This window comes from Streptomyces sp. NPDC042346, assembly GCF_055581845.1.
Window position 1 is genome coordinate 400,986 of the sequence record NZ_JBVJEH010000006.1, and the last position, 21,750, is coordinate 422,735.

A 21,750-nucleotide genomic window follows, 5' to 3' on the forward strand; every position below is an offset into this window, starting at 1 on the left:
GAAACGCCGGACGGGTGGGGACACGTCCGGCGTTGTCGCGAGCGGAGTCGTACGTACGGGAGGCCGGGCGGAAGCGGGCGGGTACCTCGGGGTACGCGGCCGGCCCCCCGGCCTGCTAGCGGCGCGCGCCGAAGAGCGAGCGACGCAGGCGGCGGAGCGGGGCGAAGAGCGAGACGCGTGCGCTGCGGCCGCGGTGGCTGTGCACCGGCGCCTCGGGCATACGCGACGTCAGTTCCCGCATCAGCAGCGTCGCCTCGGCCACCTCGCGCTGCGGCACGGCGGGACCGCCGAGCACCGCGAGATGGCGGTCCAGCCGCGAACTCGTCGCGCTGCTCCCGCAGGTGATGGCAGGCACTCGCGGCCTGCTGCGCATTGCTATCTGTTCCATGTCACTCCCCACCCGTACAAGGGCACCCGGCCCGGGCAGGCTAACCCTATCGCTCCACTGTCACACCCGTGTATCCCGCCGACGGGATTCACCGCACCCGTACGAGGGTTGACGGTCACCGTGCGAATCCATCTGATTCCAGGGTGAGTTGGACAGGCCTCGAACACCTGTCGAACCGTCACGAACCATCCTGCACCCGAGGCCGTGACCTCCGGACACGCAGACGGGTGTGATCTCCGACACCAAGATCGCCCCGCCGTTCGTTCCCGTACGGACCGGAGTCGGAGGGACACCGCTCGGTTACCGTGGAGCCATGACGGTGATCGCGGGTCGTTACCGACTGCTGGACGTCCTCGCGGAAGGGGCGACGGGCCCCGTCTGGCGCGCCCTCGACGAGACGCTCGTCCGCGAGGTGGCCGTCAAGGAGTTCCGCGCCCCGGCCGGACTGCCGGCCGACGACGTCCCCCTCTGGTACGCGCGCTTGGAGCGCGGGGCGCGGGCGGCCGCCCGGATCTCCCACCCCTCGGTGGTGACGGTGCACGGCGTGGCCACCGAGGACGGCCGGCCGTGGGTCGTGATGGAACTGGTCCGCGGCCTCACCCTCGCCGAGACGCTGGAGGCCGGCGGCCCGCTGCCGCCACCGGAGGCGGCGCGCGTGGGCGCCGAGGTCGTCGCCGCGCTCCGGGCGGCGCGGGAGGCGGGCGTCCACCACACGGGCGTGAACCCGGGGCACGTCCTGCTCGCCAACGACGGACGGGTCGTCGTCACCGGATTCGGTACGCGATCCACCACCGTCCCGCCGGCGGACGAGCCGGACACGGCGGCGGGGCCGCGGTCTCTCGGGGCGCTCCTCGACGCGGCCACCGGGGGCCGGCCGGGACCGCTGGCCCCGGTGATCGACCGATTCCTGGGCGAGGACCCGGAGTCGGTCCTGACGGCGGATCAGGCCGAGCGGGAGCTGCGGCGGATCGCCCCGGGGGGCGCACCGCGGGCAGCGGGGCCGCTGAGGTCGGATTCCTCCGCCCCGAGGAAGGGGAGCCGTGACGACGGGCCGCGCGGCGGGAGCCCGGCCCGTGCCGCCGGGACACCACCGCCCCGGCGATCCTCACGGCCCCGCCGGGGCCCGGTCCTGGCGGCCGGGCTCGTCGGGATCCTGCTGATCACGGGGGCGTTGACGTATCACCTCGTGCGGGACGGGGAACCGGGCGCCGGTCCCGGTCCGGGCGGGGTCACGAGCACCGCTCCGGCCGGGCCCGGCTCCACGGGTCCGGGGGACGGGTCGGCTACGCCGCCCCGTTGAAGGACGGCAGGTAGCCGCCCGACTGGCCGGCGGCGGTCGGGTGGTAGGACTCCCCGATGTTGAGCCAGTTGACGCTGTGCAGCCATTCGGAGCCGGAGCAGATCTCATGGCCGGTGAAGGGGGCGACGACGCTGGCGAAGGCGTAGCCGTGGTCGGCCGCGCGCTTGGCGACGGCCGCGTTGAGGTAGTCCGAGGCGCCGTTGATGGCGCTGCGCTCGTTCTCGCTCAGGCCGGCGATGCAGCCGCCGCCCAGCTTGTAGAAGCGCGGGTAGCCGAGGACGACGACCCGGGCGGCGGGTGCCTTGTTCCTGATGGCCGTGTAGACGGAGTCGAGCTTGCCGGGCAGCGTGGAGTCCACGTACGCCTTGGCTTGATTCACGCGGTTGATGCAGGTGGCCTCGGACTGAAGCACACAGGTCGTCATGACGTCGGCGAAACCGGCGTCATTTCCCCCGATCGTGAGGGAGACCAGGTCGGTGGCGGCGGACAGGGGGCCGAGCTGATTGGCGGTCACATCACCCGTTCGGGCGCCCGAGCAAGCCGTGAACGCGAAGGACGACGGGGCGTTGGCGTTCTTCCAGAGCACCGGATACGCCTTCGTGGAGCGCTTGCAGTCGCCACTGGCGCTGTCATAGCTGCCGGCGCCGACGCCGGAGGAGTACGAGTCTCCCAGCGCCACATAGTCGAGGGCGGCGGTTTCGGCCGCCTGAGCCGCGCTCGCCCCGGTGAGGGTGAGGACGGCGCCGAGCAGGAGCGAGGACGAAAGGGCCGCGAAGCGGGACAGTCTCATGGAACCTCCCTGTAGCAGGATCTCTGCGTTACCAGGTAGTAGCATCGGATCCGCCGCGCCGGAAGTGTTCATGTCAAAACTGGGGATGAACTCCAGCTCCCCTCAGGCGATCCTCCAGTGGCAACCATCGAGATCCGGCCATGACAGGAAGCGGAACTTCCGCTCCCGATGGACGATCGAACGAGATCGCGACACATTCCCACAACAAAACACAGAAGTGTGATCCCGCATCACTGTTCCCTGCATGCAAACGGATTGACCGAATCCGACCGGGACAGTTGCGCATCTGAGCGGCGAAGCTTCGCCAAAGTGCGGAAAAGCGGGCCACCGATCCGGGACTTGCCATACAGTCCCATTCATCAATACCGTCGTACATCTCACCCGCACAGATCCATCAGACACAAGGCTCAGGGGAGGGCTCCAGCGTCGCGATGGCTCCCGTGCGGGGCGCGGCAGGGGGGTGCCGTGCTCGGTGTGCGCACGTGCGCCGAGTCGCGGGTACCGCGCGGCCAGTCATGCCAACTCGCCGTTCCCGCAAGGAGATCGTTCCTGTGCGGGCGGGGAGCACCCCCCTTTCGAACCGGACACACCATCGGACCGCCCAAGGGGTGGGCGGCCCACCGGACGAGAGGGAATCCAGACCCATGAGCTCGTTCCTGCGCCCGTCCACTACGGGCCAAGAAATGGCCGAGCCGAGTCGAATAGCGGCCCAGTACCGGGCGATCACTTCGCATTTGGCGATCACTCCCCCGGTGAGTGTCGTCATTCCCGCGATGAATGAGGCAGAAAATCTTCCGTACGTCTTCAAGACGTTGCCGGAATGGATCCACGAAGTCGTCCTCGTCGACGGAAATTCCACCGACGACACCGTGAACGTCGCCCGCGAACTCCGGCCGGACGTCAAGGTCGTCAAGCAGGTCGGCAAGGGCAAGGGCGACGCCCTGATCAGCGGCTTCGCCGCCTGCACGGGCGACATCATCGTCATGGTCGACGCGGACGGCTCGGCCGACGGCCAGGAGATCGTCTCCTACGTCTCCGCCCTCGTCGGCGGCGCCGACTTCGCCAAGGGCTCCCGATTCGCCAACGGCGGCGGCACGGACGACATGACGACCATTCGCCGCCTCGGCAACTGGGCGCTCTGCACGCTCGTCAACCGCAAGTTCGGCGCCCGCTACACCGACCTCTGCTACGGCTACAACGCCTTCTGGCGTCACTGCCTCGACAAGGTCACGCTCGACTGCACCGGATTCGAGATCGAGACCCTGATCAACATCCGGGTCGTCAAGGCCGGCCTCAAGGTCCAGGAAGTGCCCAGCCACGAGTACCTGCGCATCCACGGCGTCAGCAACCTCAACGCCGTGCGCGACGGGATCCGGGTCCTCAAGGTCATCCTGAAGGAGAAGGGCGTCCGGAAGGCGGCGCGCCGCCGGCCCGCCGCGTTCTCGGTCAACGTCCCCCGGGGAGAGGCGTCTTGAGCGACGGCACGTCCCCGCACGGCTTCTCGGTGGTGATCTGCGTGTACACGGAGGAGCGGTGGGAGGACATCCTCGCCGCCGTCGACTCCGTACGGAAGCAGTCGCTGCCGGCGCTGGAGACCCTGCTCGTGGTCGACCACAACGAGCGGCTCCTGGCACGGCTCACCGAGGAGTACGCGGACGAGCGGCGCCGCGAGGAGGTGCGGGTGCTCGCCAACGCGGGCCCCCGCGGCCTCTCCTCCGGCCGCAACACCGGGATCGCCGCCGCCCGCGGCGAGTTCGTGGCCTTCCTCGACGACGACGCCGTCGCCGAGTCCGACTGGCTCCACCACCTCGCCGCCGCCTACGAGGGCCCCGAGGTCATGGCCGTCGGCGGCCGGACCCTGCCCGCCTGGGCCTCCGGCCGCCGCCCGGCCTGGTTCCCCGAGGAGTTCGACTGGGTCGTCGGCTGTACGTACCGGGGCCTGCCCCCGGGCCGGGTCCGGGTGCGCAACGTCCTCGGCGGCAACGCCTCCTTCCGCCGTACGGCCTTCGACGCGGCGGGCGGCTTCGCCACCGGCATCGGCCGGGACGGCGACCGGCGGCCCCTCGGCTGCGAGGAGACCGAGCTGTGCATCCGGCTCGCCAAGGCGCTGCCCGGGGCGATCCTGCTCATCGACGACCGGGCGGTCATCCACCACAAGGTGCCCGCCGTCCGCGAACGCTTCGGCTACTTCCGTACCCGGGTGTACGCCGAGGGGCTGTCCAAGGCGCTCGTCGCGCAGAGCGTCGGCGCGCAGAAGGGCCTGGAGTCCGAACGGCGCTACACGACAAGGGTGTTGCCCTCGGGCGTCCTGCGCGGGGTGCGCGACGCACTGCGCGGCCGGGCCGGCGGCGCGGGGCGGGCCGGGGCGATCGTGACCGGCGTGACGGTCGCCGCCGGCGGCTACGCGCTGGGCACGCTGCGGGCCCGGCGGGGCGGGCCGGCCTTCTCCTGGGGACCGATCGAACGGGCCGAGGACAGTGCCACCGAGGGAGCTACCGCCTCGTGAGCGCCGAGACCCGAGCCGTACCCGCCGGAGCCGGCGCCAACCGGGCCGGCGCCACCCGAGCCGTACCCGCCCGGGGCGTGCCCGTCCTCATGTACCACGCCGTCGACCGGGATCCGGCCCCCGCCACCCTGGGGCTCTCCGTCACCCCCGAGGCCTTCGCCGCGCAGATGGCGGTGGTCGCCGAGCGCGGCTTCACCCCGCTGACGACCGCGGCGCTCGGCGCCGCCTGGCGAAACGGCGTCCCGCTGCCCGCCCGGCCGCTCCTCATCACCTTCGACGACGGCTACGAGGGCGTGCACCGGCACGCCCTCCCGGTGCTCGCCGCGCACGCGTTCGCGAGCACCGTCTTCGTCTCCACCGGCTGGCTGCGCGGCAAGCACGACGAGGGCGGCGCGCTCGACACCATGCTCGACTGGGAGCAGGTGCGCGAACTGGCCGACGCGGGCACGGAGATCGGCGGCCACAGCCACACCCACCCCCAGCTCGACCAGCTCGACGCACGGCGGCTGCGCTTCGAGACGCTGCGCTGCCGGGAGATCGTCGGCGAGGAGCTCGGAAGCGCCCCGGTCTCCTTCGCGTACCCGTACGGCTACTCCAGCCGGCGGGTCCGGCGGACGGTCCGGGAGGCCGGGTTCGCGCAGGCGCTCGCCGTCGGCAACGCCCTGGCCTGCCGCGGCCAGGGGCCGTACGCCCTGGAGCGGGTCACCGTGCGCCGGTCGACGGGGATCAAGGAGTTCACCCGGCTCGTGGAGGGCCGGGCGATCGCGTGGAACTTCGCGGCCGACCGGGTCGCGACGAAGGGGTACGCGCTCGTACGGCGCGCCCGGGGAACCGCGCGGGGCCACGGGATCTGACGTACCGCCGGACCTGCGAGCGCCGACCGCCGACCCGCGCCCAGGGGGGAACGTCCCGTTCAAAACACGGTGCGCGGAATGCCCGGTTGCCGGATCATGGGCGCCATGGCTGACACCTCACCGGTACCGTCCGAGCCGCAGCGGTCGCTGCCGATCAGGCTCAACCTCGACGACAGCGACTCGCCGTCGGACGTCGTCGACGCGCTCTTCCTCGGCCGCTTCGCGACCGGGGAGCAGCCCCACTCGCACAGCACCACCCTGGACCGGGTCAAGCCCGAGGCGACGCTGCTCCCCGCGGACGCCACGGTGCTGCGGGCCGCGAAGGACGACGACCGCAGCGCCGTACTCGCCGAGGGCGAGGGGTGGACGCTGCTGATCTCCCGCTGGAACCGGGGCGCCGACGTCACCGTCACGGCCTCGGACCCGGAGCTCGCGGAGCGGGTCCTCAAGGAGGCGACCGACGGCGCGAAGGACGACCCGGAACCGCAGCCGGAGAACGTGACGATGGGGTTCTGGTACGTGTCGCCCCGGCGCGGCCCGCACCGCACCACCCGGCAGATCAGCGCCGGGACGTGGGACGAGGTCCGGCCCAACTACTCGGCGCCGGTGGCCGAGTCCATGGACCGGCTGATGAAGGTGACGCCCGAGTCGATCGCGGGCCGGCTCCTGCTGCTGCACGGGCCGCCGGGGACGGGCAAGACGTCCGCGCTGCGGACCCTGGCCAGGTCCTGGCGCGACTGGTGTCAGGTGGACTGCGTCCTGGACCCCGAGCGGCTGTTCAACGACGTCGGCTATCTGATGGACATCGCCATCGGGGAGGACGAGGGCACGGCGAAGGGCCGCTGGCGGCTGCTGCTCCTGGAGGACTGCGACGAGCTGATCCGGGGCGAGGCGAAGCACACGGCGGGGCAGGCCCTGTCACGGCTGCTCAACCTGACGGACGGGCTGCTCGGGCAGGGGCGCAACGTCCTGGTCGGGGTCACCACCAACGAGGACCTGGAGCGGCTCCACCCGGCCGTCGTCCGCCCCGGCCGCTGTCTGGCCCGTGTCGAGGTCGGGCCGCTGACCAGGGCGGAGTCGGTGTCGTGGCTCGGGCGCGAGGAGGGCGTGCCGCGCGAGGGCGCGACGCTGGCGGAGCTGTTCGCGCTGCGCCGCGGCACGCCCTCGACGGAACTCCCGGAGCCCCGCACGGCGGGGGCGGGGCTCTACCTGTAGAGCGGTGGAGACGGTCCGTCGCTCCCCCCGCGGAACGGTGGAGACGGTCCGTCAGGCGTCGTACGCCGCGCGCAGGGCCTCGCTCACCGCCGCTTCCGCGGCCGCGCGGCTGAGGCCGAGGCGATGGGCCTCCTCGGCGTACTGAGCGGCGGCGGTGGCGGCCCGGCGGGTCGCCGCGTCGCCGGCCGCCGCGACGAAGGTCCCGTGGCGGCCGCGGGTCTCGATCACCCCGTCCGACTCCAGTGCCTTGTACGCCTTGGCGACCGTGTTCGCGGCGAGGCCCAGCTGCTCCGCGAGCCCGCGTACCGTCGGCAGCTTGTACCCGACCGGCAGTCTGCCCGAGCGGGCCCGCTCCGAGATCTGGGCACGCAGCTGTTCGTACGGAGCGGTGGTGGATTCGTGGTCCACGGCGATGGTGAGTGTCACCCCTCCGATTCTGCCCCCACCCCACCGGAAAATGGGAGGCGGCGGCACACCCTCCGCACGTAGCGTGCGGCCACATGACTGTGATCGTCCGTGATGTACGGGCCGAGGACGCCGAGGGCTTCGCCCGCGTCCGCCGCGCCTCGGTGCCCTTCATGCTCGCGACCGCCGAGCAGCTCGTGTTCGACTGGGCGCGCGCCCACCCCGACAGCCACGAGCGGCCGCTCGTCGCGGTGACCGAGGACGGCGAGATCATCGGGACCGTCCAGCAGCGGATCGCGCACGACGCGCCGGAGCCGGGGATCGGCTCCGTCAACGTGTACGTGGACCCCGCGCGCCAGCGGCTCGGCGCCGGGACGGCACTGCTGCGCGCCGCCGAGGAGCACCTCGCGGAGCAGGGCGCGCGGACCCTGTACAGCTGGGTCATGGACACGCCGGAGGACCGCGCGTGGGCCGAGCGGCGGGGCTACGCGCCGAGCCGTTCCGCGCACTTCCTCCGCCTCGACCTGACGACGGCCGAACTGCCGCCGCTCCAGGAGCCGCCGGCCGGTGTCGAACTGCTGCCGGCCGAGTACTTCGCGGCCGATCCGCGGCCGATCTTCGAGCTGGACGCGGTGACGACCGCCGACGAGCCGAGTGACGTGGGGGCCTCGCTGGACGACTACACGCACTGGCGGGAGACCACCTGGAACCATCCCCTCCACGACCGGGCGCTGACGACGATCGCGGTGGTGGACGGGGTGCCCGCAGCGTTCAGCGCGGCGCAGACGGACGGCCTGGGCCGGTACAACTCGGGGATGACGGGCACGGCCCCCGCCTTCCGCGGCCGCGGGCTCGCGAAGCTCGCCAAGAACGCGTCCCTGCACCGAGCCCGCGCGGCGGGTTGCGTGGAGGCGTTCACCAGCAACGACGCCGGCAACGAACCGATGCTGGCGATCAACAAGTGGTTCGGCTACGAGATCGGCGCGGTGGAGGTACGGCATGTCCGGACGATCGGTTGACATCACCCTGGTGAAGGCGGGGCGGACGAAGATCCGCTACCCGGCGGAGGTCCTCACGGAGGAGGGCGGCCGTCTCTCGGTCCGCGCCCCGTGGGCCGCCGAGGGGGTACGGGACTTCGGCTTCGTACGGTTCGAACCGGGCGACGTCTTCGTGGAGCACTACTGGGGCGACCGCTGGTACACGGTCAAGGAGGTGTGGTCCGCCGACGGCACCCTCAAGGGCTGGTACTGCGACATCACCCGGCCGGCCGCGATCGGCGGCTCGGAGGTGGTGGTCGAGGACCTGGACCTGGACCTGTGGGTGTCGGCGGACGGCAGCGAGGTGCTGCGGCTCGACGAGGACGAGTTCGAGGCGAGCGGCCTCGCCGCCTCCGACCCGGAGGCGGCGGCCCGCGCCGTCGTGGCCCTCGACGAGCTCGAAGTGCTCGGCCGCGAGGGCCTGATCGACCTGCTGGGTCGGTAGAGGCCAGGAGGACAGTGCGACGCGGCCGGCCGGTACGGCTCGACGTCGTCGGCCGGTACCGCTCGCCACCCTCGGTCAGTGCAGCTCGCCGCCCTCGGTCAGTGCAGCTCGACGTCCGCCTTCTCCGTCGCGAGGAAGCCGGGCGTCGGGAGGCCCGTCCCGCCGGCCGTGAGCTGCATGAGATGGGCCTCGACCCGGGCGGCGCCCGGCCGGTAGGCGGGGTCCTTCACGACGGAGGTGTTGACCCACTCGTGGGTCTCCCCGTCGCACACGGCCTGGGTGCCGCCGATGCCGGAGGAACGGTTCCCCTGAACGAGGGTGGAGCTGACGAAGACGGGACCCGCGCTGTCGTCGACACAGCGGTACGTGCCGGAGAGGGTGACGGTGCTGTCGGCGCCGACGGTTCCGTGTCCGTGGACGGAGAGGCCGTCGGCCTCTCCCGCCTGGGCGAGAGGGGCGACGGCGGCGGCGAGCAGGAGGCCTGCGGCGAGTGCGGCGAGGGTGGTACGGACGCGCATGAGCGGGGTCCCTTCGGGGCGTGGGGGGGATGGTGCTGCCCGCCAGGGATACCGGATCAAGCCGCTCGGTGTCCGAAACTCACCCCATCGGGGGCGAGTTGAGGAATTTTCGGTAGTGGATACGATCGTACGGTCCGTCCGCGCGCCGCTCGACGACCTCGTAGCCGTACCGCTCGTACAGCTTCTGGTTCTCCCACATCATCGCGTTGGTGAGCAGCCGCACCTCGGGGAGGCCGAGCTGTCGCGCCCGCGCCTCCACCCACCGCAGGAGGGTGCGGCCCAGGCCGGTGCCCCGGGCGTCGGGGTGGACGGCGATCGCGTCGAGGTAGAGGTGATCGGTCTCGGGGACGACGACCACGAGCCCCCGCACGGGGGCACCGGTCACGAAGACGAGCCCGGCGGCCACGTTCGCCGCGTGGTCCGCCTCCATCGGGGCCGGTACGAGACCGATCCGTTCGATGTAGGGGTGGAAGGCCGCGTCGATCACGGCCTTCACGGCGGGCACGTCGGCGGTGCCCGCCGGGCGGATCACGTCGTCATCTGTCACGCCATCTGTCATACCGTCACATTACGACGGCGGAGGATCACCTTCCTCAGCAGCGGCCAGGCGAGCAGGATCACGACGACGGCGTACACGGTGACCGAGAACGGGGTGTTCACCAGGCCCGTCACGGAGCCGTCGCTGATCTGGAGGGCGCGGCGGAGCTGCTGTTCGGCGGCCGGGCCGAGGATGACGCCGATGACGGCGGGCAGCACCGGAAGGCCGTACCGCCGCATCCCGAGGCCGATGAGCCCGATGACGAGCAGGATGACCAGGTCGAGCGCCTCGCCGCCCACCGTGTACGCGCCGACGGCGGCGAAGAAGAGGATGCCGGCGTAGAGGTACGGGCGCGGGATGCGAAGGAGCTTGGCCCAGACGGGCGCGAGCGGCAGGTTGAGGGCGAGCAGCAGCACCATGCCGACGAAGAGCGAGGCGATCAGGCCCCACACCAGGTCGGGTTCCCGCTCGAAGAGCAGCGGGCCGGGCTGGATGCCGTACTGCTGGAAGGCGGCGAGCATCACGGCGGCCACGGCGGTCGTGGGCAGGCCGAGGGTGAGCATCGAGACGAGGGTGCCGGCCGCGGAGGCCGAGGCCGCCGACTCGGGTCCGGCGACGCCCTCGATGGCGCCCTTGCCGAACTGGTCCTTGTTCTTCGAGAGCCGCTTCTCCGTGACGTACGACAGGAAGGTGGGGATCTCGGCGCCGCCGGCCGGGATCGCGCCGAACGGGAAGCCGATGAGGGGCCCGCGCAGCCAGGACTTCCAGGTCCGCTTCACGTCGTCCCTGCCGAGCCACGGCCGGCCGACGGGGATGGCCTCGCCCGTCGTGCGGCGCAGGTGCGCGGCGACCCACAGGGCCTCGCCGATCGCGAAGAGGCCGACCGCGACGATGACGACGTCGACGCCGTCGGCGAGCTGGAGGGAGCCGAAGGTGAGGCGCTGCTGGCCGGTCATCTGGTCGAGGCCGACCAGACCGATCGTGAGGCCGATGAGGAGGGAGGCGAGGCCGCGGATGCGGGAGGAGCCGAGGACGGAGGTCACCGCGATGAAGGCGAGGACCATGAGCGCGAAGTAGTCCGGGGCGCCGATGTCGACGGCGAGCGCGGCGACGGTCGGGGCGAGGACGACGAGCAGGATCGTGCCGATCATGCCGCCGGCGAAGTGGCCGATCGCGGCGGCGGCGAGCGCCTGCGCGCCGCGGCCCGCCTTGGCCATCGGGTTGCCCTCGATGGCGGCGACGACGGCGGCGCTCTCGCCGGGGGTGTTGAGCAGGATCGAGGTGGTGGAGCCGCCGAACATGGCGCCGTAGTAGATGCCGGCGAACATGATGAACGCGCCGGTCGGTTCGAGTCCGTACGTCACCGGGAGCAGCAGGGCGACGGCCATGGCGGGGCCGATGCCGGGCAGGACGCCGATGGCGGTGCCGAGGAGCACGCCGACGGCGGCCCACAGCAGGTTGATCGGGGTGAGGGCGGTCCCGAAGCCGTCGATGAGGGAGTACAGGGAATCCATGGATCAGATCACTCCCATCAGCGGGCCGCCGGGCAGCGGGACGCCGAGCAGCTTGTCGAAGACGCCGTAGGTGAGGAGGGAGAGGGCGGCCGCGATCAGCGGGTCGCGGTGGAGGTGGCGGCTGCCGAGGGCGTAGGCCGCTCCCCAGAAGAGGAGGGCGCCGGCGACGGGGAAGCCGAGGGGGCCGATGAGGACGGCGAAGGCGAGGAAGACGCCGGCGAGGAGCAGGACGGTGCGCCAGTCGGCGGGCTCGGTCAGGTCGACGTCCTCGCCGCCCTCGGCCTCGCCGCGGCCGCCGCGCAGGACGTCGACGGTGAGGAGGACGGCGACGACGAGGAGGCCGCAGCCGACGACGAGGGGGACGGTGGCGGGGCCTACGGGGCCGCGGCCGGTGACGTCGGTGTCGAGGGTGAGGGCGTCGGTGAGGACGAGGACGCCGAGGAGGAAGAGGAGGACGCCGACGCCGAGCTCGGACCGCTCGCGCAGCCAGTTCTTCCCGGCCTTCCCGGTCTTCCCGGTCTCCTCGGTCTTCTCGGTGGTGTTCGTGGTGGTCACAGTCCGAGCTCCTTGAGGACGGAGGCGACACGTCGGTCCTGTGCCGTGAGGAACTCGCCGAACTCCTCGCCGGGCAGGAAGGCGTCGTTCCAGCCGTGGGTCTTCAGGGACTCCCGCCACTGCGGCGAGGCGTGCAGCTCGGTGGCGAGGCCGACGAGCTTCTCGCGTTCGGCGTCGGACAGGCCGGGCGGGGCGACGATGCCGCGCCAGTTGGTGAACTCGGTGTCGAGACCCGCCTCGCGGAGGGTGGGGGCGTCGAGGCCGGGGACGCGCTTCGGACCGGTGACGGCGAGGAGGCGGAGCTCGCCCGCCTTGATCTGGTCGAGGTACTCGCCGACGCCGGAGACACCGAAGCCGACCTTGTTGCCGAGGATGGAGGCGAGGAGTTCGCCGCCGCCGTCGAAGGGGACGTAGTTGACGTCCTTGGGGGCGATGCCGGCGGCCTGGGCCATCAGCATCGGGGCGAGGTGGTCGGGCCCGCCGGGCGAGGAGCCGCCGCCGACGGGCAGCTTGCCGGGGTCCTTCTTCCAGACGGCCAGCAGCTCCTGGATCGTCTTGTACGGGGAGTCCTTGCCGACCACGACGATGTCCTGCTCCTCGGTGAGCCGGGCGATCGGGGTGGTGTCGGCGAGGGTCCTGGGGGTCTTGTTGGTGTGGACGGCGCCGACGACGCCGAGGCCCATGGACATGGCGAGGCGGCCGTTGCCGCGTTCGCCGACGAGCCGGGTGAGGCCGACGGTGCCGCCCGCGCCGGGCAGGTTGAACACCTCGATGTCGCCGGTGAGGCCCGCCTCCTCGGCGTTCTTGGCGGCGGTACGGGCGGTGATGTCGTATCCGCCGCCGGGGGTGTTGGGGACCATGAAGCGCAGTCCGGGTATCTGCGTGCCGGTGTCGGTGTCGCTGCCGCTGGTGAGCAGCGGCGGGCCGACAAGGACCAGCAACGCCGACCCGAGGAGAGCGAGGGGAGTGCGCAGACGCACGTGTGCCGCCTCTCAGGAAGGAGAGAAATGGGGGTGTGAGGTGGCCCACATGTTGCCGGTACGTGAAGAAGCTGTCTCTCTTCCGCAATCAATGGACGTTGTGGTCGTTGTGGTCGCGACCTAGCGTGTCGGCGTGACGAATGTGCTGGTGGTGGACGACGACTTCATGGTCGCCAAGCTGCACTGCCGCTATGTGTCGGCGGTGGAGGGCTTCACCGTGTCCGGGGTCGCGCACAGCGGCGCCGAGGCGCTGCGCGCGGCCGAGCGGCTCCGGCCCGACCTGGTGCTGCTCGACGTCTTCCTGCCGGACATGGACGGCATCCAGGTGCTGCGGGAGCTGCGCGCCGCGGGCATGGGCATGGACGCGCTGTTCATCACGGCGGCGCGGGACGTGAGCACGATCCGCGAAGCCCTACGTGCCGGGGCGCTGCACTACCTGATCAAGCCGTTCAGCCAGGCGGCGCTGCACGAGCAGCTGCGCCACGTGGCCTCGCTGCGCAGCCGCCTCGACGACCTCGGCGAGGCCCGCCAGGAGGACGTGGACCAGATCTTCGGCACCCGCCCGCGGGGCTCCCGCGAACTCCCGAAGGGCCTCGCCGCCCACACGGCCGACCTGGTCGACTCGATCCTCCGCGCCCACCCGGAAGGCCTCTCGGCCACGGAATGCGCGGAAGCCGGCTCCCTCTCCCGCGTGAGCGCCCGCCGCTACCTGGAGTACTTCGCCCAGACGGGCCGCGCGGAGATCACGCTGCGGTACGGGGGGACGGGCCGCCCGGAGCGGCGGTACCGGCGCCTGGGCTAGGGGTACGGACGGGACATCCCTGGGAGGGCTGGGACGGCCGGGCGGCGGACACCATCCCTAGGGTTCCGACTGCCGGTCGCGGACCAGCCCCGGCACCGTCCAGCCACACGTACGTGACCCGGGCCGCGCAGTGCTACGTGCCCCCGAGCCAGTCCGGCGACTGGACGAGCTGCGACGTGGCAGGAGCCCTCTGAGCCCCGGCGCACAGCGGGGGGAGGCGGTTCCTCAGCCGCCTCTTACGCCTGCCTTAAAGCGGTCCTAAGGATCGCCATCTCCCCTTCTTCACCGGCTTTTTCACGCTTCCGGGCGGCTAGCTTCCTTGCCAACCCCCCACGCCCCACCCTCGTGAAGGAGCTGTCCCCCCATGACTTCTCGCCGTACGGCCGCGGCCGTCACCGTCACCGCCCTGTTGGGTCTGTCCGGGCTCGCGTCGGCGCCCGCGTTCGCGCACGGGTCGATGACGGATCCGGTGAGCCGGGTCTCGGCCTGTTACGCGGAGGGGCCCGAGGCGCCGCGGTCGGCGGCCTGCAAGGCCGCGGTGGCGGCGAGTGGCGCCCAGGCGTTCTACGACTGGAACGCGGTGAACATCGCCAACGCCGCCGGGAAGCACCGGGACCTGATCCCGGACGGCAAGCTGTGCAGCGCGGGCAACGACAAGTACCGGGGGCTCGACCTGGCGCGGGCCGACTGGCCCGCGAGCCGGCTGGACTCCGGGGCGCACACCTTCCGTTACAAGGGGACCGCTCCGCACCGGGGTTCGTTCGAGCTGTACGTGACGAAGGACGGGTACGACCCGACGAAGCCGCTGACGTGGTCGGACCTGGAGGCGAAGCCGTTCGCGACGGTGACCGATCCGCGGATGGAGAGCGGCGACTACGTCTTCCAGGGCACCGTGCCGAAGAAGTCCGGGCGGCACCTGATCTACTCGATCTGGCAGCGCTCCGACTCCCCCGAGGCGTTCTACACCTGCTCCGACGTGGTGTTCGGGGAGGAGACCGGCGGTGCCGCTCCGGCGCCGACCGCCTCCGCGCCGAGCGAGGAGCAGATCGAGGACGGGAAGGACGAGTCCTCCGTCGAGCACGGCGGGCACGGGGACGCCGACCCGTCGACCGGGGCGGAGGAGACGGCGGCCGCTCCGGCGCCGACCACCGCCGGGACCGGGGGCGAGGCCGGGGCCGAGAGCCCGGACGCCGCCGAGACCGCGGGCGCGGAGGCCACTCAGGTGCCCAACGCGCCCGCTCCCGCCGCCGGTTCCGGTGCCGGCTCGGATGAGCTCCTCGCCGAGACCGGGGGCGACGCCGGCACCCCGTACCTCGCGGTCGGTGGCGCCGCCGTGCTCGCGCTCGGCGCGGCCGTGCTCTTCGGGACGGCCCGGCGGCGGCGTACCCAGCAGTAGGCGTCGGCCGGGTCAGATGCCGCAGCCGGAGGCGGACCAGAAGCGGCTGGGGCGGTGGTCGACGTGGGTGTGGTCGCTGTGGCCCGGGTATCCGGGGCCGAGGATGCCGTTGAAGCCGTGGTTGCGGGCCTGCTGGGCGAGGAGGCACAGCGAGTGGGGGCCGGAGCCGAGGTCGGCCGCGTCGCCGTACAGGTGACGGCTCGACGCGGCCCCGCCGACCGCGTCGTTGCAGGCCTGGCTGCGGAAACCGCTGGTGACCCGGATGGACTGGTCGCCGAGCGCGTGCCGGAGGGCCTCCAGCTTCCACATGGTGCGCAGCGCGTTGGACTTGGCGGTGGCGGCGCTCACCGCGCCGCCCGCCCAGGTGCTGTTGCAGGTGTTCAGCTCGGCGTAGGTGAAGTGGACCGGTGTGCAGTCGTCGTCCTGAAGGCTGTAGATCTTGCTGAAGGTCGCCGGGCCCGCGACCCCGTCGGCGGCCAGTCCGTAGGCGGCCTGGAAGCGCTTGACGGCCGCGGCGGTACCGGGGCCGAAGGCGCCGTCGATCGCGAGGACGCCGCCGTAGCCGGGATAGCCGGCCACCCGGATCTGCAGTTCCGTCACATCGGAGCCGGAGGCTCCCTCGGAGAGGGTGCGCGACCAGGTGTAGCAGCCGTCGGCGTGAGCGGTGCCGGCGGTGACCACCACCCCGCCCACCACGGAAGCCATGAGCATGACAATCGAGAGAAGAAGGCGGACGGGCTTGGAATGTGCGGTACCTCGGGGCATCGAGCCTCCATTGCCTCACAAGACCGGGGGCGACCCGTGGCCGGGCCACCCCCGAGACTGACCGGCGCGTCGACGCGCGTCAACCACGCCTGACGAGCGTCATTTGTCGGCCCAATGGCGGTACCGGCTCTAGCCGATCACCGACAGGCAGGTGGTCGGGGTCGCGTGGGCCGGGTCGAGGGCGTTGGCCACCTCGTGGAAGGTGACCCGGTCCACCGTGCCGATCGCCACGTGCTCGGAGAGGTCGAGCGCGCACTTGTCCTGGATGAGGACGTTGGTGACGTTCGGGCCTGACAGGAACTGCGAGCGGTACGGGGTGACCACCTCGTCGTACTGGGACGCGATGACGTGGTAGCGGACACCGGGGACCGTGTCGCCGCCCTCGTTGAGCTTGGTGATGAACGGCGAGCCGGCGATCTGGTCGGCCAGGCCCGGCGTCGTGGAGCTGATCAGGTCCTCGGCCCCGGGGAAGTACGGCAGGAGCTTGGTGAGGCCGAGGAGGGTGGTGCCGTGGTTGTCGGGGGCGATCCCGACGAGCGTGTTCACCTTCTCGGCCCCGCCGAGGAACTTGAGGTACCAGCGGGGCATCATGCCGCCCTGCGAGTGCCCGACGAGGTCCGCCTCGGGGGCGCCGGTCGCGGCGAGGACCCGGTCGACGTACGCGTCGAGCTGCTCGGCGGACTTCGCGATGGGGCCGAGGCCGTGGAACAGGGGCACGTTCGGCAACTGGCCGTAGTCGAGCGAGAAGACGCAGTAGCCGCGGTTGACGAGGTACGGCGCGAGAACGAGCCAGTTGTCGACGGCGTTCCCGAAGGTGCCGTGGACGAGGACGACCGGGCGGGGGTGCGCGGCGGAGGGCTTGCAGGAGAAGTCGTTCCAGCCACGACCGGCGGTGGCGGTCTCCGTCTGGGCCGAGGCGGTGACGGTGGGGGCGAGCGTGGCGGCGGCGGTCAGCAGCAGGACGGACAGCGCTCTGACGGCACGCTTCCAGGACTTCCCGGGCTTCCGGGACTTCGGGGGCAGCATCGGGCGATCTCCTTGCGGCTCAAGGGGATGGTGGGGGTGCTGTGCCCTGCGGCCCGGACCACAAGTGGGGATGCGCGGTGGGGATGCGCTTCAGCCAAGCTACGCACGGGTAGCCTCGGCTGGGAAGTTACGCGTCGGTAAAAAGTGCCGCCTCGTCACAACGGAGTAATCGGGGGCCCTTTCAGGCCGCCAGCGACCCCGGCAGCACCGCCCTCGGACCGAACTTCGCCCGCGCCCGGTCCGCCACCGCCTCGATCCGCCGCGCCTTCTCGTCCGCCGGGTCCAGGGACAGCTGGTGCGCGGCCCCTTCGGCACCCGTCAGGCCCTCGGCGCGCAGCGTGATCCCCCGTACCCGGGCCCGCTGGAGGCCGAGGGCGTCGTGGAGCGCGTACGCGAGGGCGCCGAGGGCCGCCGAGTGGGCGGTCGGTTCGGGCAGCGTACGGCTCCGGGTCGTCGTGGTCCGGTCCGCGTACCGCACGGTGAGCGCGAGCGAGCGGCACACCTGCCCCTCCGTCCGCAGCCGGGCGCCGAGTTCGACGGCGAGCGAGAGGAGGGCCCTGCGGTGCTCGGTCCGGTCGACCTCGTCGTACGGGAAGGAGCGTTCGGCCGCTGCCGACCGGGAGACCGCGTTCGGGACGACGGGGGTGCGGTCGACGCCCCGCGCCCGCTCCCACACCTCACGGCCGGCCCTCGCGCCGACGAGCCGCTGGAGCACGGCGAGCGGCGCGTCCGCGACGCGGCCGACGGAGTCGAGTCCGTAGCCGCAGAGGGTACGGGCGGTGGCGCGGCCGACGCCGTCGAGCGCGACGACCGGCCGGTCGCGCAGGAAGGCGGCCGGGTCCTCGACGACGAGGGTGACGCCGGGCCGGGCCTCGCGGGCCGCCATCCGGGCCAGCATGGGGTTGGGCCCGGCGCCGATGACGCAGTCGACGCCGTACAGGGCGAGCGCCCGGACCCGGATCACCGAGGCGAGTTCGACGGGGCTCCAGTCGAAGTAGCGCAGCGCGCCGCGCACGTCGGCGAGCGCCTCGGAGGGCGGGGCGGCCTCGACGGTCGGGGTGAACTCGCCCAGGAGTTCCACCAGTCGGGGAAGCAGGGCTTCCCGCTCCGGTGCGAGGCGGAAGCGTACGCAGAGGATCATCCCGCGCTCCCCGGGCTGCTGTGCCAGAGCTTCCTCGGCGGCGTCGTCGCGCCTTCGCCGGCCGGCTTGAGGTCCGCCCAGGGGTTCATCTCGTAGCCGGTGGACATCGCGATGCGGCGGCCGGAATCGCCGTCCCCGCCGGTCGGCGCGGGCTCCGCGAGCCGCGCCCCCACCGCTTCCAGGCCGCCGGAGGCCCGCAGTTCGACCAGTTCGGCGAGGTTCCAGGCAGCCGAGCCGACCACGCTGAGGCTGCGCGGGCCGCGCCGCTGCACCACGCCCCGGACGAGGAGCAGCCAGGAGTGGAAGACGGTGTGGGCGCAGCGCTCGTGGGCGTCGTCGAAGAAGGCGAGGTCGACCAGGCCCGTGCCGTCGTCGAGCGTGCTGAAGATGACCCGTTTCCCGGAGCGGATCGGCGGGGTCTGGGTGGCGGCCTTGGCGCCCGCGACCAGGACGGTCCGGCCGTGGGGGGTGTCGCGCAGCCGCTGGGCGGAGACGACGCCGAGTTCGCGGAGGAAGGCGTGGTGGTCGTCCATGAGGTGGCGGGAGGCGTCCATGCCGAGGATGCCGAGCTCGGCGCTGAGGCGTTCCGTGTCGTCGAGGTCGGGCAGGCCGACGGGGGCGGTCTTCCCGCCCTGGGCGAGCGGGAGTTGGCCGCCGTGGGAGGCGGCTCCCCGGTGGATGCGCCGGAGTTCGGTGAGGTGGAGCAGGAGGTCGCGGCGGTTGGCGCCGAAGGCGTCCAACGCGCCGACCTGGGCGAGGCGTTCGGCGACGGGGGTGCGCGGGCGGGCCCGCTCCCAGAAGTCGAGCAGGGAGGCGTAGGGCTGTCCGGCCTCGATGCGGGCGCTCTCGGTCCCGGCGATGCCGTGGACGTCGGCGAGGCCGAGCCGGAGGCCCCACAGCACCGGGCGATCGGACACCAGTTCGATACAGTGGGCGACCGCCGAGCGGTTCACGTCCAGCGGCAGCACCGGCACCCCGCGCCGCCGCGCGTCCGCGAGCAGCAGCCGCTTGGGGTACATGCCGGGGTCGTGGGTGAGCAGCCCCGCGTAGAAGGCCGCCGGGTGGTGCGCCTTGAGCCAGGCCGACTGGTACGTCGGCACGGCGAAGGCCACCGCGTGCGCCTTGCAGAAGCCGTACGAGCCGAAGGCCTCCACGATCTCCCAGGTGCGGGCGACGACCTCGGCGTCGTATCCGCGCGCCGTGGCCTGCCGCGCGAACCAGACCTTGATCCGGCCCTGCGACTCGGGGTCCGAGAGCCCGCGCCGCACCTGGTCGGCCTCGTCGCGACCGCAGCCGGTCACGATCCGGACGATCTCGATGATCTGCTCGTGGAAGACGACCACGCCGTACGTCTCCTTCAGCGGGCCCTCCAGGTCGGGGTGCGGGTAGCGGACGGGGGCGCGGCCGTGCCGGGCCTCGATGAAGGGGCGGACCATGTCGGCGGCGACCGGTCCCGGCCGGAAGAGCGAGATGTCGACGACGAGGTCGTGGAAGGTCGCGGGCTGGAGCCGGCCGACGAGGTCGCGCTGGCCCGGGGACTCGATCTGGAAGCAGCCGAGGGTCTCGGTGGAGCGGATGAGCCGGTACGTCTCGGGGTCGCCCTCCGGGATCGCGTCGATGTCCGGCCGGGTGCCGGTGGCTCGGGCGACCTCGGCGACGGCGTGGGCCATCGCGGACTGCATGCGCACGCCGAGGACGTCGAGCTTGAGCAGCCCGAGGTCCTCCACGTCCTCCTTGTCGAACTGCGACATGGGGAAGCCCTCGCCGCTGGTGGGGACCACGGGGGTACGGGTGAGCAGCGAGGCGTCCGAGAGCAGGACCCCGCAGGGGTGCATGGCGATGCCGCGCGGGAGGGCGTCGAGCGCCTCGACCAGCTCCCAGAGCCGGCCGTACTTCTCCCGCTCCCCCGCGAGTTCGCGCAGTTCGGGCAGTTCGTCGAGGGCGGCGAGCGCGTCCCGGGCGCGGATGTGCGGGAAGGCCTTGGCGATCCGGTCGGTCTCGGCCGGGTCCAGGGAGAGGGCCGCGCCCACGTCCCGTACGGCATGGCGGACCCGGTAGGTCTCGGGCATGGAGACGGTGGCGACCCGTTCGGTGCCGAAGCGGCCGATGATCGCCCGGTACACCTCCAGGCGGCGGGCGGACTCCACGTCGACGTCGATGTCGGGCAGGGCGGTGCGGCGCTTGGACAGGAAGCGCTCCATCAGCAGGCCGTGCTCGACCGGGTCGGCGTGGGCGATGCCGAGGAGGTGGTTGACGAGGGAGCCGGCGCCGGAGCCCCGGGCGGCGACCCGGATCCCCATGCCCCGGACGTCGTCGACGACCTGGGCGACCGTCAGGAAGTAGGTGGCGAAGCCGTGGTGGGCGATGACGTCCAGCTCGCGGTGCATTCGGTCCCAGTAGGCGCGCCGGTTCCCGTACCCCTTGAGGACCATGCCGGCGGCGGCCCGGGAGGTGAGGACGCGCTGGGCGGTGCGGTGCTCGGCGCCGACGAGGTACGGCTCCGGGAAGTGCGCGGAGCCGATGCCGAGGTCGTCCTCGGGGTCGACCAGGCAGGCGGCGGCGACCGCCGCGGTCTGGTCGAGCAGCCGGTGGGCGGCGTCCCGGCGGAAGCCCGCGGCCTCGACGATCAGCTCGGCGGCGGCCAGCATGCCGTCGGGCCCTTCGGCGCCCTTGAGCCAGGCCTCTCCGCTGTCGAGCTCCTTGCGGGGGTCGATCGGGACGAGGCGGCGGGCGGAGTCGAGGACGTCGGCGACGGGCCCCTGGCCGGGGTCGGCGTAGCGGACGGCGTTGGTGAGGACGGGCCGGACGCCCTGCTCGGCGGCGAAGCCGACGGTACGGGCGGCGAGCCGCAGGGAACCGGGTCCTGTGCCGGTACGGCCGTGGTGGACGGCCTCCAGGCGCAGCGCGTCGCCGTACCGCTCGCGCCAGGGGGCGAGCAGCCGGGCGGCCCGGTCGGGGCGGCCCGCGGCGAGGGCGCGGCCGACGTCGGACGCGGGGCCGAGCAGCACGGTCAGGCCCTCGTCGTGGCCGGCGGCCCAGGGCAGCAGGGGCTGCTCGCCCGCACCTCCCCCACCCGTCCCGGCGTGGGCGGCGGTGATCATGGCGCAGAGGGAGGCCCACCCGGCGCGGGAGCGGGCGAGGAAGAGGGCGCGGGGCGCGGACTCGTCGACGAAGGCGCCGCCGCGCACGGGCACCCGGCGGGCGGAGCCCGGGTCGACGGAGCCCGGACCGCCGGAAGCCCGACCGGCAGAGCCCCAGACCGCGGAACCCGGACCGGCAGAAGCCCGGCCGGCGGAGCCGGGTTCGGGGGTGGCGGGGACCTCGCAGGCCAGGTCCACGCCGAACAGGGGGCGGATGCCCTCCTTCGCGCACGCCTTCGCGAAGCGGACCGCGCCGGAGAGGGTGTCGCGGTCGGTCAGGGCGAGTGCGTCCATGCCCCGCTCGGCGGCGCGGCCGGCCAGCCGTTCGGGGTGCGAGGCCCCGTAGCGCAGGGAGTAGCCCGACGCGGTGTGCAGGTGCGTGAATCCCGGCATGGCGCACCTCCCGCACTCCCGCATCGAATTCGTACGTACGTT

General features: G+C 72.6%; 21 protein-coding genes. 9 read left to right on the forward strand and 12 right to left on the reverse strand.

What is annotated here, in order from left to right:
* Positions 1-115: 115 nt before the first annotated feature.
* On the reverse strand, positions 116-388 hold the full coding sequence (locus ACZ6K0_RS25700; protein ID WP_125749544.1) for a hypothetical protein: 273 nt from the start codon (positions 386-388) through the stop codon (positions 116-118).
* Between the two features lie 313 nt (positions 389-701).
* Here ACZ6K0_RS25700 and ACZ6K0_RS25705 point away from each other — a divergent pair, with 313 nt between their 5' ends.
* The gene (locus ACZ6K0_RS25705; RefSeq protein WP_469234466.1) at positions 702-1,688 is read left to right on the forward strand and encodes a serine/threonine-protein kinase; all 987 of its coding nucleotides are present in this window, start codon (positions 702-704) and stop codon (positions 1,686-1,688) included.
* Here the strand turns inward: ACZ6K0_RS25705 and ACZ6K0_RS25710 are convergent.
* Positions 1,672-2,478: an SGNH/GDSL hydrolase family protein gene (locus tag ACZ6K0_RS25710; RefSeq protein ID WP_376407380.1), complete on the reverse strand. Its 807-nt coding sequence runs from the start codon at positions 2,476-2,478 to the stop codon at positions 1,672-1,674. The genes ACZ6K0_RS25705 and ACZ6K0_RS25710 overlap by 17 nt on opposite strands.
* Positions 2,479-3,122: 644 nt before the next feature.
* Here ACZ6K0_RS25710 and ACZ6K0_RS25715 point away from each other — a divergent pair.
* The 4 genes from ACZ6K0_RS25715 to ACZ6K0_RS25730 all read left to right on the forward strand — a co-directional run bounded on the left by ACZ6K0_RS25715 (position 3,123) and on the right by ACZ6K0_RS25730 (position 7,053).
* Positions 3,123-3,953, forward strand: a complete 831-nt coding sequence (locus ACZ6K0_RS25715; protein WP_376407378.1) for a glycosyltransferase family 2 protein — start codon at positions 3,123-3,125, stop codon at positions 3,951-3,953.
* Positions 3,950-4,984 (forward strand): glycosyltransferase family 2 protein, encoded by a 1,035-nt coding sequence (locus ACZ6K0_RS25720; protein WP_469234462.1) that lies wholly within the window; start codon positions 3,950-3,952, stop codon positions 4,982-4,984. The genes ACZ6K0_RS25715 and ACZ6K0_RS25720 overlap by 4 nt, the downstream gene beginning before the upstream one ends.
* An 89-nt stretch (positions 4,985-5,073) precedes the next feature.
* On the forward strand, positions 5,074-5,838 hold the full coding sequence (locus tag ACZ6K0_RS25725; RefSeq protein ID WP_469234681.1) for a polysaccharide deacetylase family protein: 765 nt from the start codon (positions 5,074-5,076) through the stop codon (positions 5,836-5,838).
* Between the two features lie 96 nt (positions 5,839-5,934).
* On the forward strand, positions 5,935-7,053 hold the full coding sequence (locus tag ACZ6K0_RS25730; protein WP_469234679.1) for a DUF5925 domain-containing protein: 1,119 nt from the start codon (positions 5,935-5,937) through the stop codon (positions 7,051-7,053).
* A 51-nt stretch (positions 7,054-7,104) separates the two neighbouring features.
* Here ACZ6K0_RS25730 and ACZ6K0_RS25735 read toward each other — a convergent pair whose 3' ends face one another.
* Complete coding sequence (locus tag ACZ6K0_RS25735; RefSeq protein ID WP_376407374.1) at positions 7,105-7,479, reverse strand: GntR family transcriptional regulator; 375 nt, start codon at positions 7,477-7,479, stop codon at positions 7,105-7,107.
* 74 nt (positions 7,480-7,553) lie between these two features.
* Between ACZ6K0_RS25735 and ACZ6K0_RS25740 the strand changes: the two genes are divergently transcribed.
* Both ACZ6K0_RS25740 and ACZ6K0_RS25745 read left to right on the forward strand, forming a co-directional pair.
* Entirely contained in the window at positions 7,554-8,477 is a 924-nt protein-coding gene (locus ACZ6K0_RS25740) for a GNAT family N-acetyltransferase (RefSeq protein ID WP_469234460.1), read from the forward strand.
* Complete coding sequence (locus tag ACZ6K0_RS25745) at positions 8,458-8,940, forward strand: ribonuclease FAU-1 family protein (protein ID WP_376407370.1); 483 nt, start codon at positions 8,458-8,460, stop codon at positions 8,938-8,940. Before ACZ6K0_RS25740 ends, ACZ6K0_RS25745 begins: the two co-directional genes overlap by 20 nt.
* Positions 8,941-9,038: 98 nt before the next feature.
* On the opposite strand, the gene ACZ6K0_RS25750 is transcribed toward ACZ6K0_RS25745, so the two are convergent.
* The 5 genes from ACZ6K0_RS25750 to ACZ6K0_RS25770 all read right to left on the reverse strand — a co-directional run bounded on the left by ACZ6K0_RS25750 (position 9,039) and on the right by ACZ6K0_RS25770 (position 13,045).
* On the reverse strand, positions 9,039-9,458 hold the full coding sequence (locus tag ACZ6K0_RS25750; protein ID WP_376407368.1) for a DUF6299 family protein: 420 nt from the start codon (positions 9,456-9,458) through the stop codon (positions 9,039-9,041).
* 79 nt (positions 9,459-9,537) lie between these two features.
* Positions 9,538-10,017, reverse strand: coding sequence for a GNAT family N-acetyltransferase (locus tag ACZ6K0_RS25755; protein WP_376407366.1), 480 nt, complete (start codon positions 10,015-10,017; stop codon positions 9,538-9,540).
* Positions 10,014-11,510, reverse strand: a complete 1,497-nt coding sequence (locus ACZ6K0_RS25760; RefSeq protein ID WP_469234457.1) for a tripartite tricarboxylate transporter permease — start codon at positions 11,508-11,510, stop codon at positions 10,014-10,016. The genes ACZ6K0_RS25755 and ACZ6K0_RS25760 overlap by 4 nt, the downstream gene beginning before the upstream one ends.
* A gap of 3 nt (positions 11,511-11,513) precedes the next feature.
* The gene (locus ACZ6K0_RS25765) at positions 11,514-12,065 is read right to left on the reverse strand and encodes a tripartite tricarboxylate transporter TctB family protein (RefSeq protein WP_376407362.1); all 552 of its coding nucleotides are present in this window, start codon (positions 12,063-12,065) and stop codon (positions 11,514-11,516) included.
* A complete protein-coding gene (locus ACZ6K0_RS25770) occupies positions 12,062-13,045 on the reverse strand; it encodes a Bug family tripartite tricarboxylate transporter substrate binding protein (RefSeq protein WP_376407360.1) in 984 nt (327 codons plus the stop codon). The genes ACZ6K0_RS25765 and ACZ6K0_RS25770 overlap by 4 nt, the downstream gene beginning before the upstream one ends.
* A gap of 133 nt (positions 13,046-13,178) precedes the next feature.
* On the opposite strand from ACZ6K0_RS25770, the gene ACZ6K0_RS25775 reads away from it, so the two are divergent.
* Together ACZ6K0_RS25775 and ACZ6K0_RS25780 are read left to right on the forward strand one after the other, a co-directional pair.
* Positions 13,179-13,847: a response regulator gene (locus ACZ6K0_RS25775; protein ID WP_376407358.1), complete on the forward strand. Its 669-nt coding sequence runs from the start codon at positions 13,179-13,181 to the stop codon at positions 13,845-13,847.
* Positions 13,848-14,211: 364 nt separating this feature from the next.
* The gene (locus tag ACZ6K0_RS25780; protein ID WP_469234453.1) at positions 14,212-15,243 is read left to right on the forward strand and encodes a lytic polysaccharide monooxygenase auxiliary activity family 9 protein; all 1,032 of its coding nucleotides are present in this window, start codon (positions 14,212-14,214) and stop codon (positions 15,241-15,243) included.
* A gap of 12 nt (positions 15,244-15,255) precedes the next feature.
* Here ACZ6K0_RS25780 and ACZ6K0_RS25785 read toward each other — a convergent pair whose 3' ends face one another.
* From ACZ6K0_RS25785 to ACZ6K0_RS25800, 4 genes are all read right to left on the reverse strand, one after another.
* Positions 15,256-16,008, reverse strand: coding sequence for a D-Ala-D-Ala carboxypeptidase family metallohydrolase (locus ACZ6K0_RS25785; protein WP_376407354.1), 753 nt, complete (start codon positions 16,006-16,008; stop codon positions 15,256-15,258).
* A 129-nt stretch (positions 16,009-16,137) separates the two neighbouring features.
* Positions 16,138-17,034: an esterase/lipase family protein gene (locus ACZ6K0_RS25790; protein WP_376407352.1), complete on the reverse strand. Its 897-nt coding sequence runs from the start codon at positions 17,032-17,034 to the stop codon at positions 16,138-16,140.
* Positions 17,035-17,215: 181 nt separating this feature from the next.
* Entirely contained in the window at positions 17,216-18,175 is a 960-nt protein-coding gene (locus ACZ6K0_RS25795; RefSeq protein ID WP_376407350.1) for a DNA polymerase Y family protein, read from the reverse strand.
* Entirely contained in the window at positions 18,172-21,708 is a 3,537-nt protein-coding gene (locus tag ACZ6K0_RS25800) for a DNA polymerase III subunit alpha (RefSeq protein ID WP_469234450.1), read from the reverse strand. The genes ACZ6K0_RS25795 and ACZ6K0_RS25800 overlap by 4 nt, the downstream gene beginning before the upstream one ends.
* Positions 21,709-21,750 lie beyond the last annotated feature (42 nt).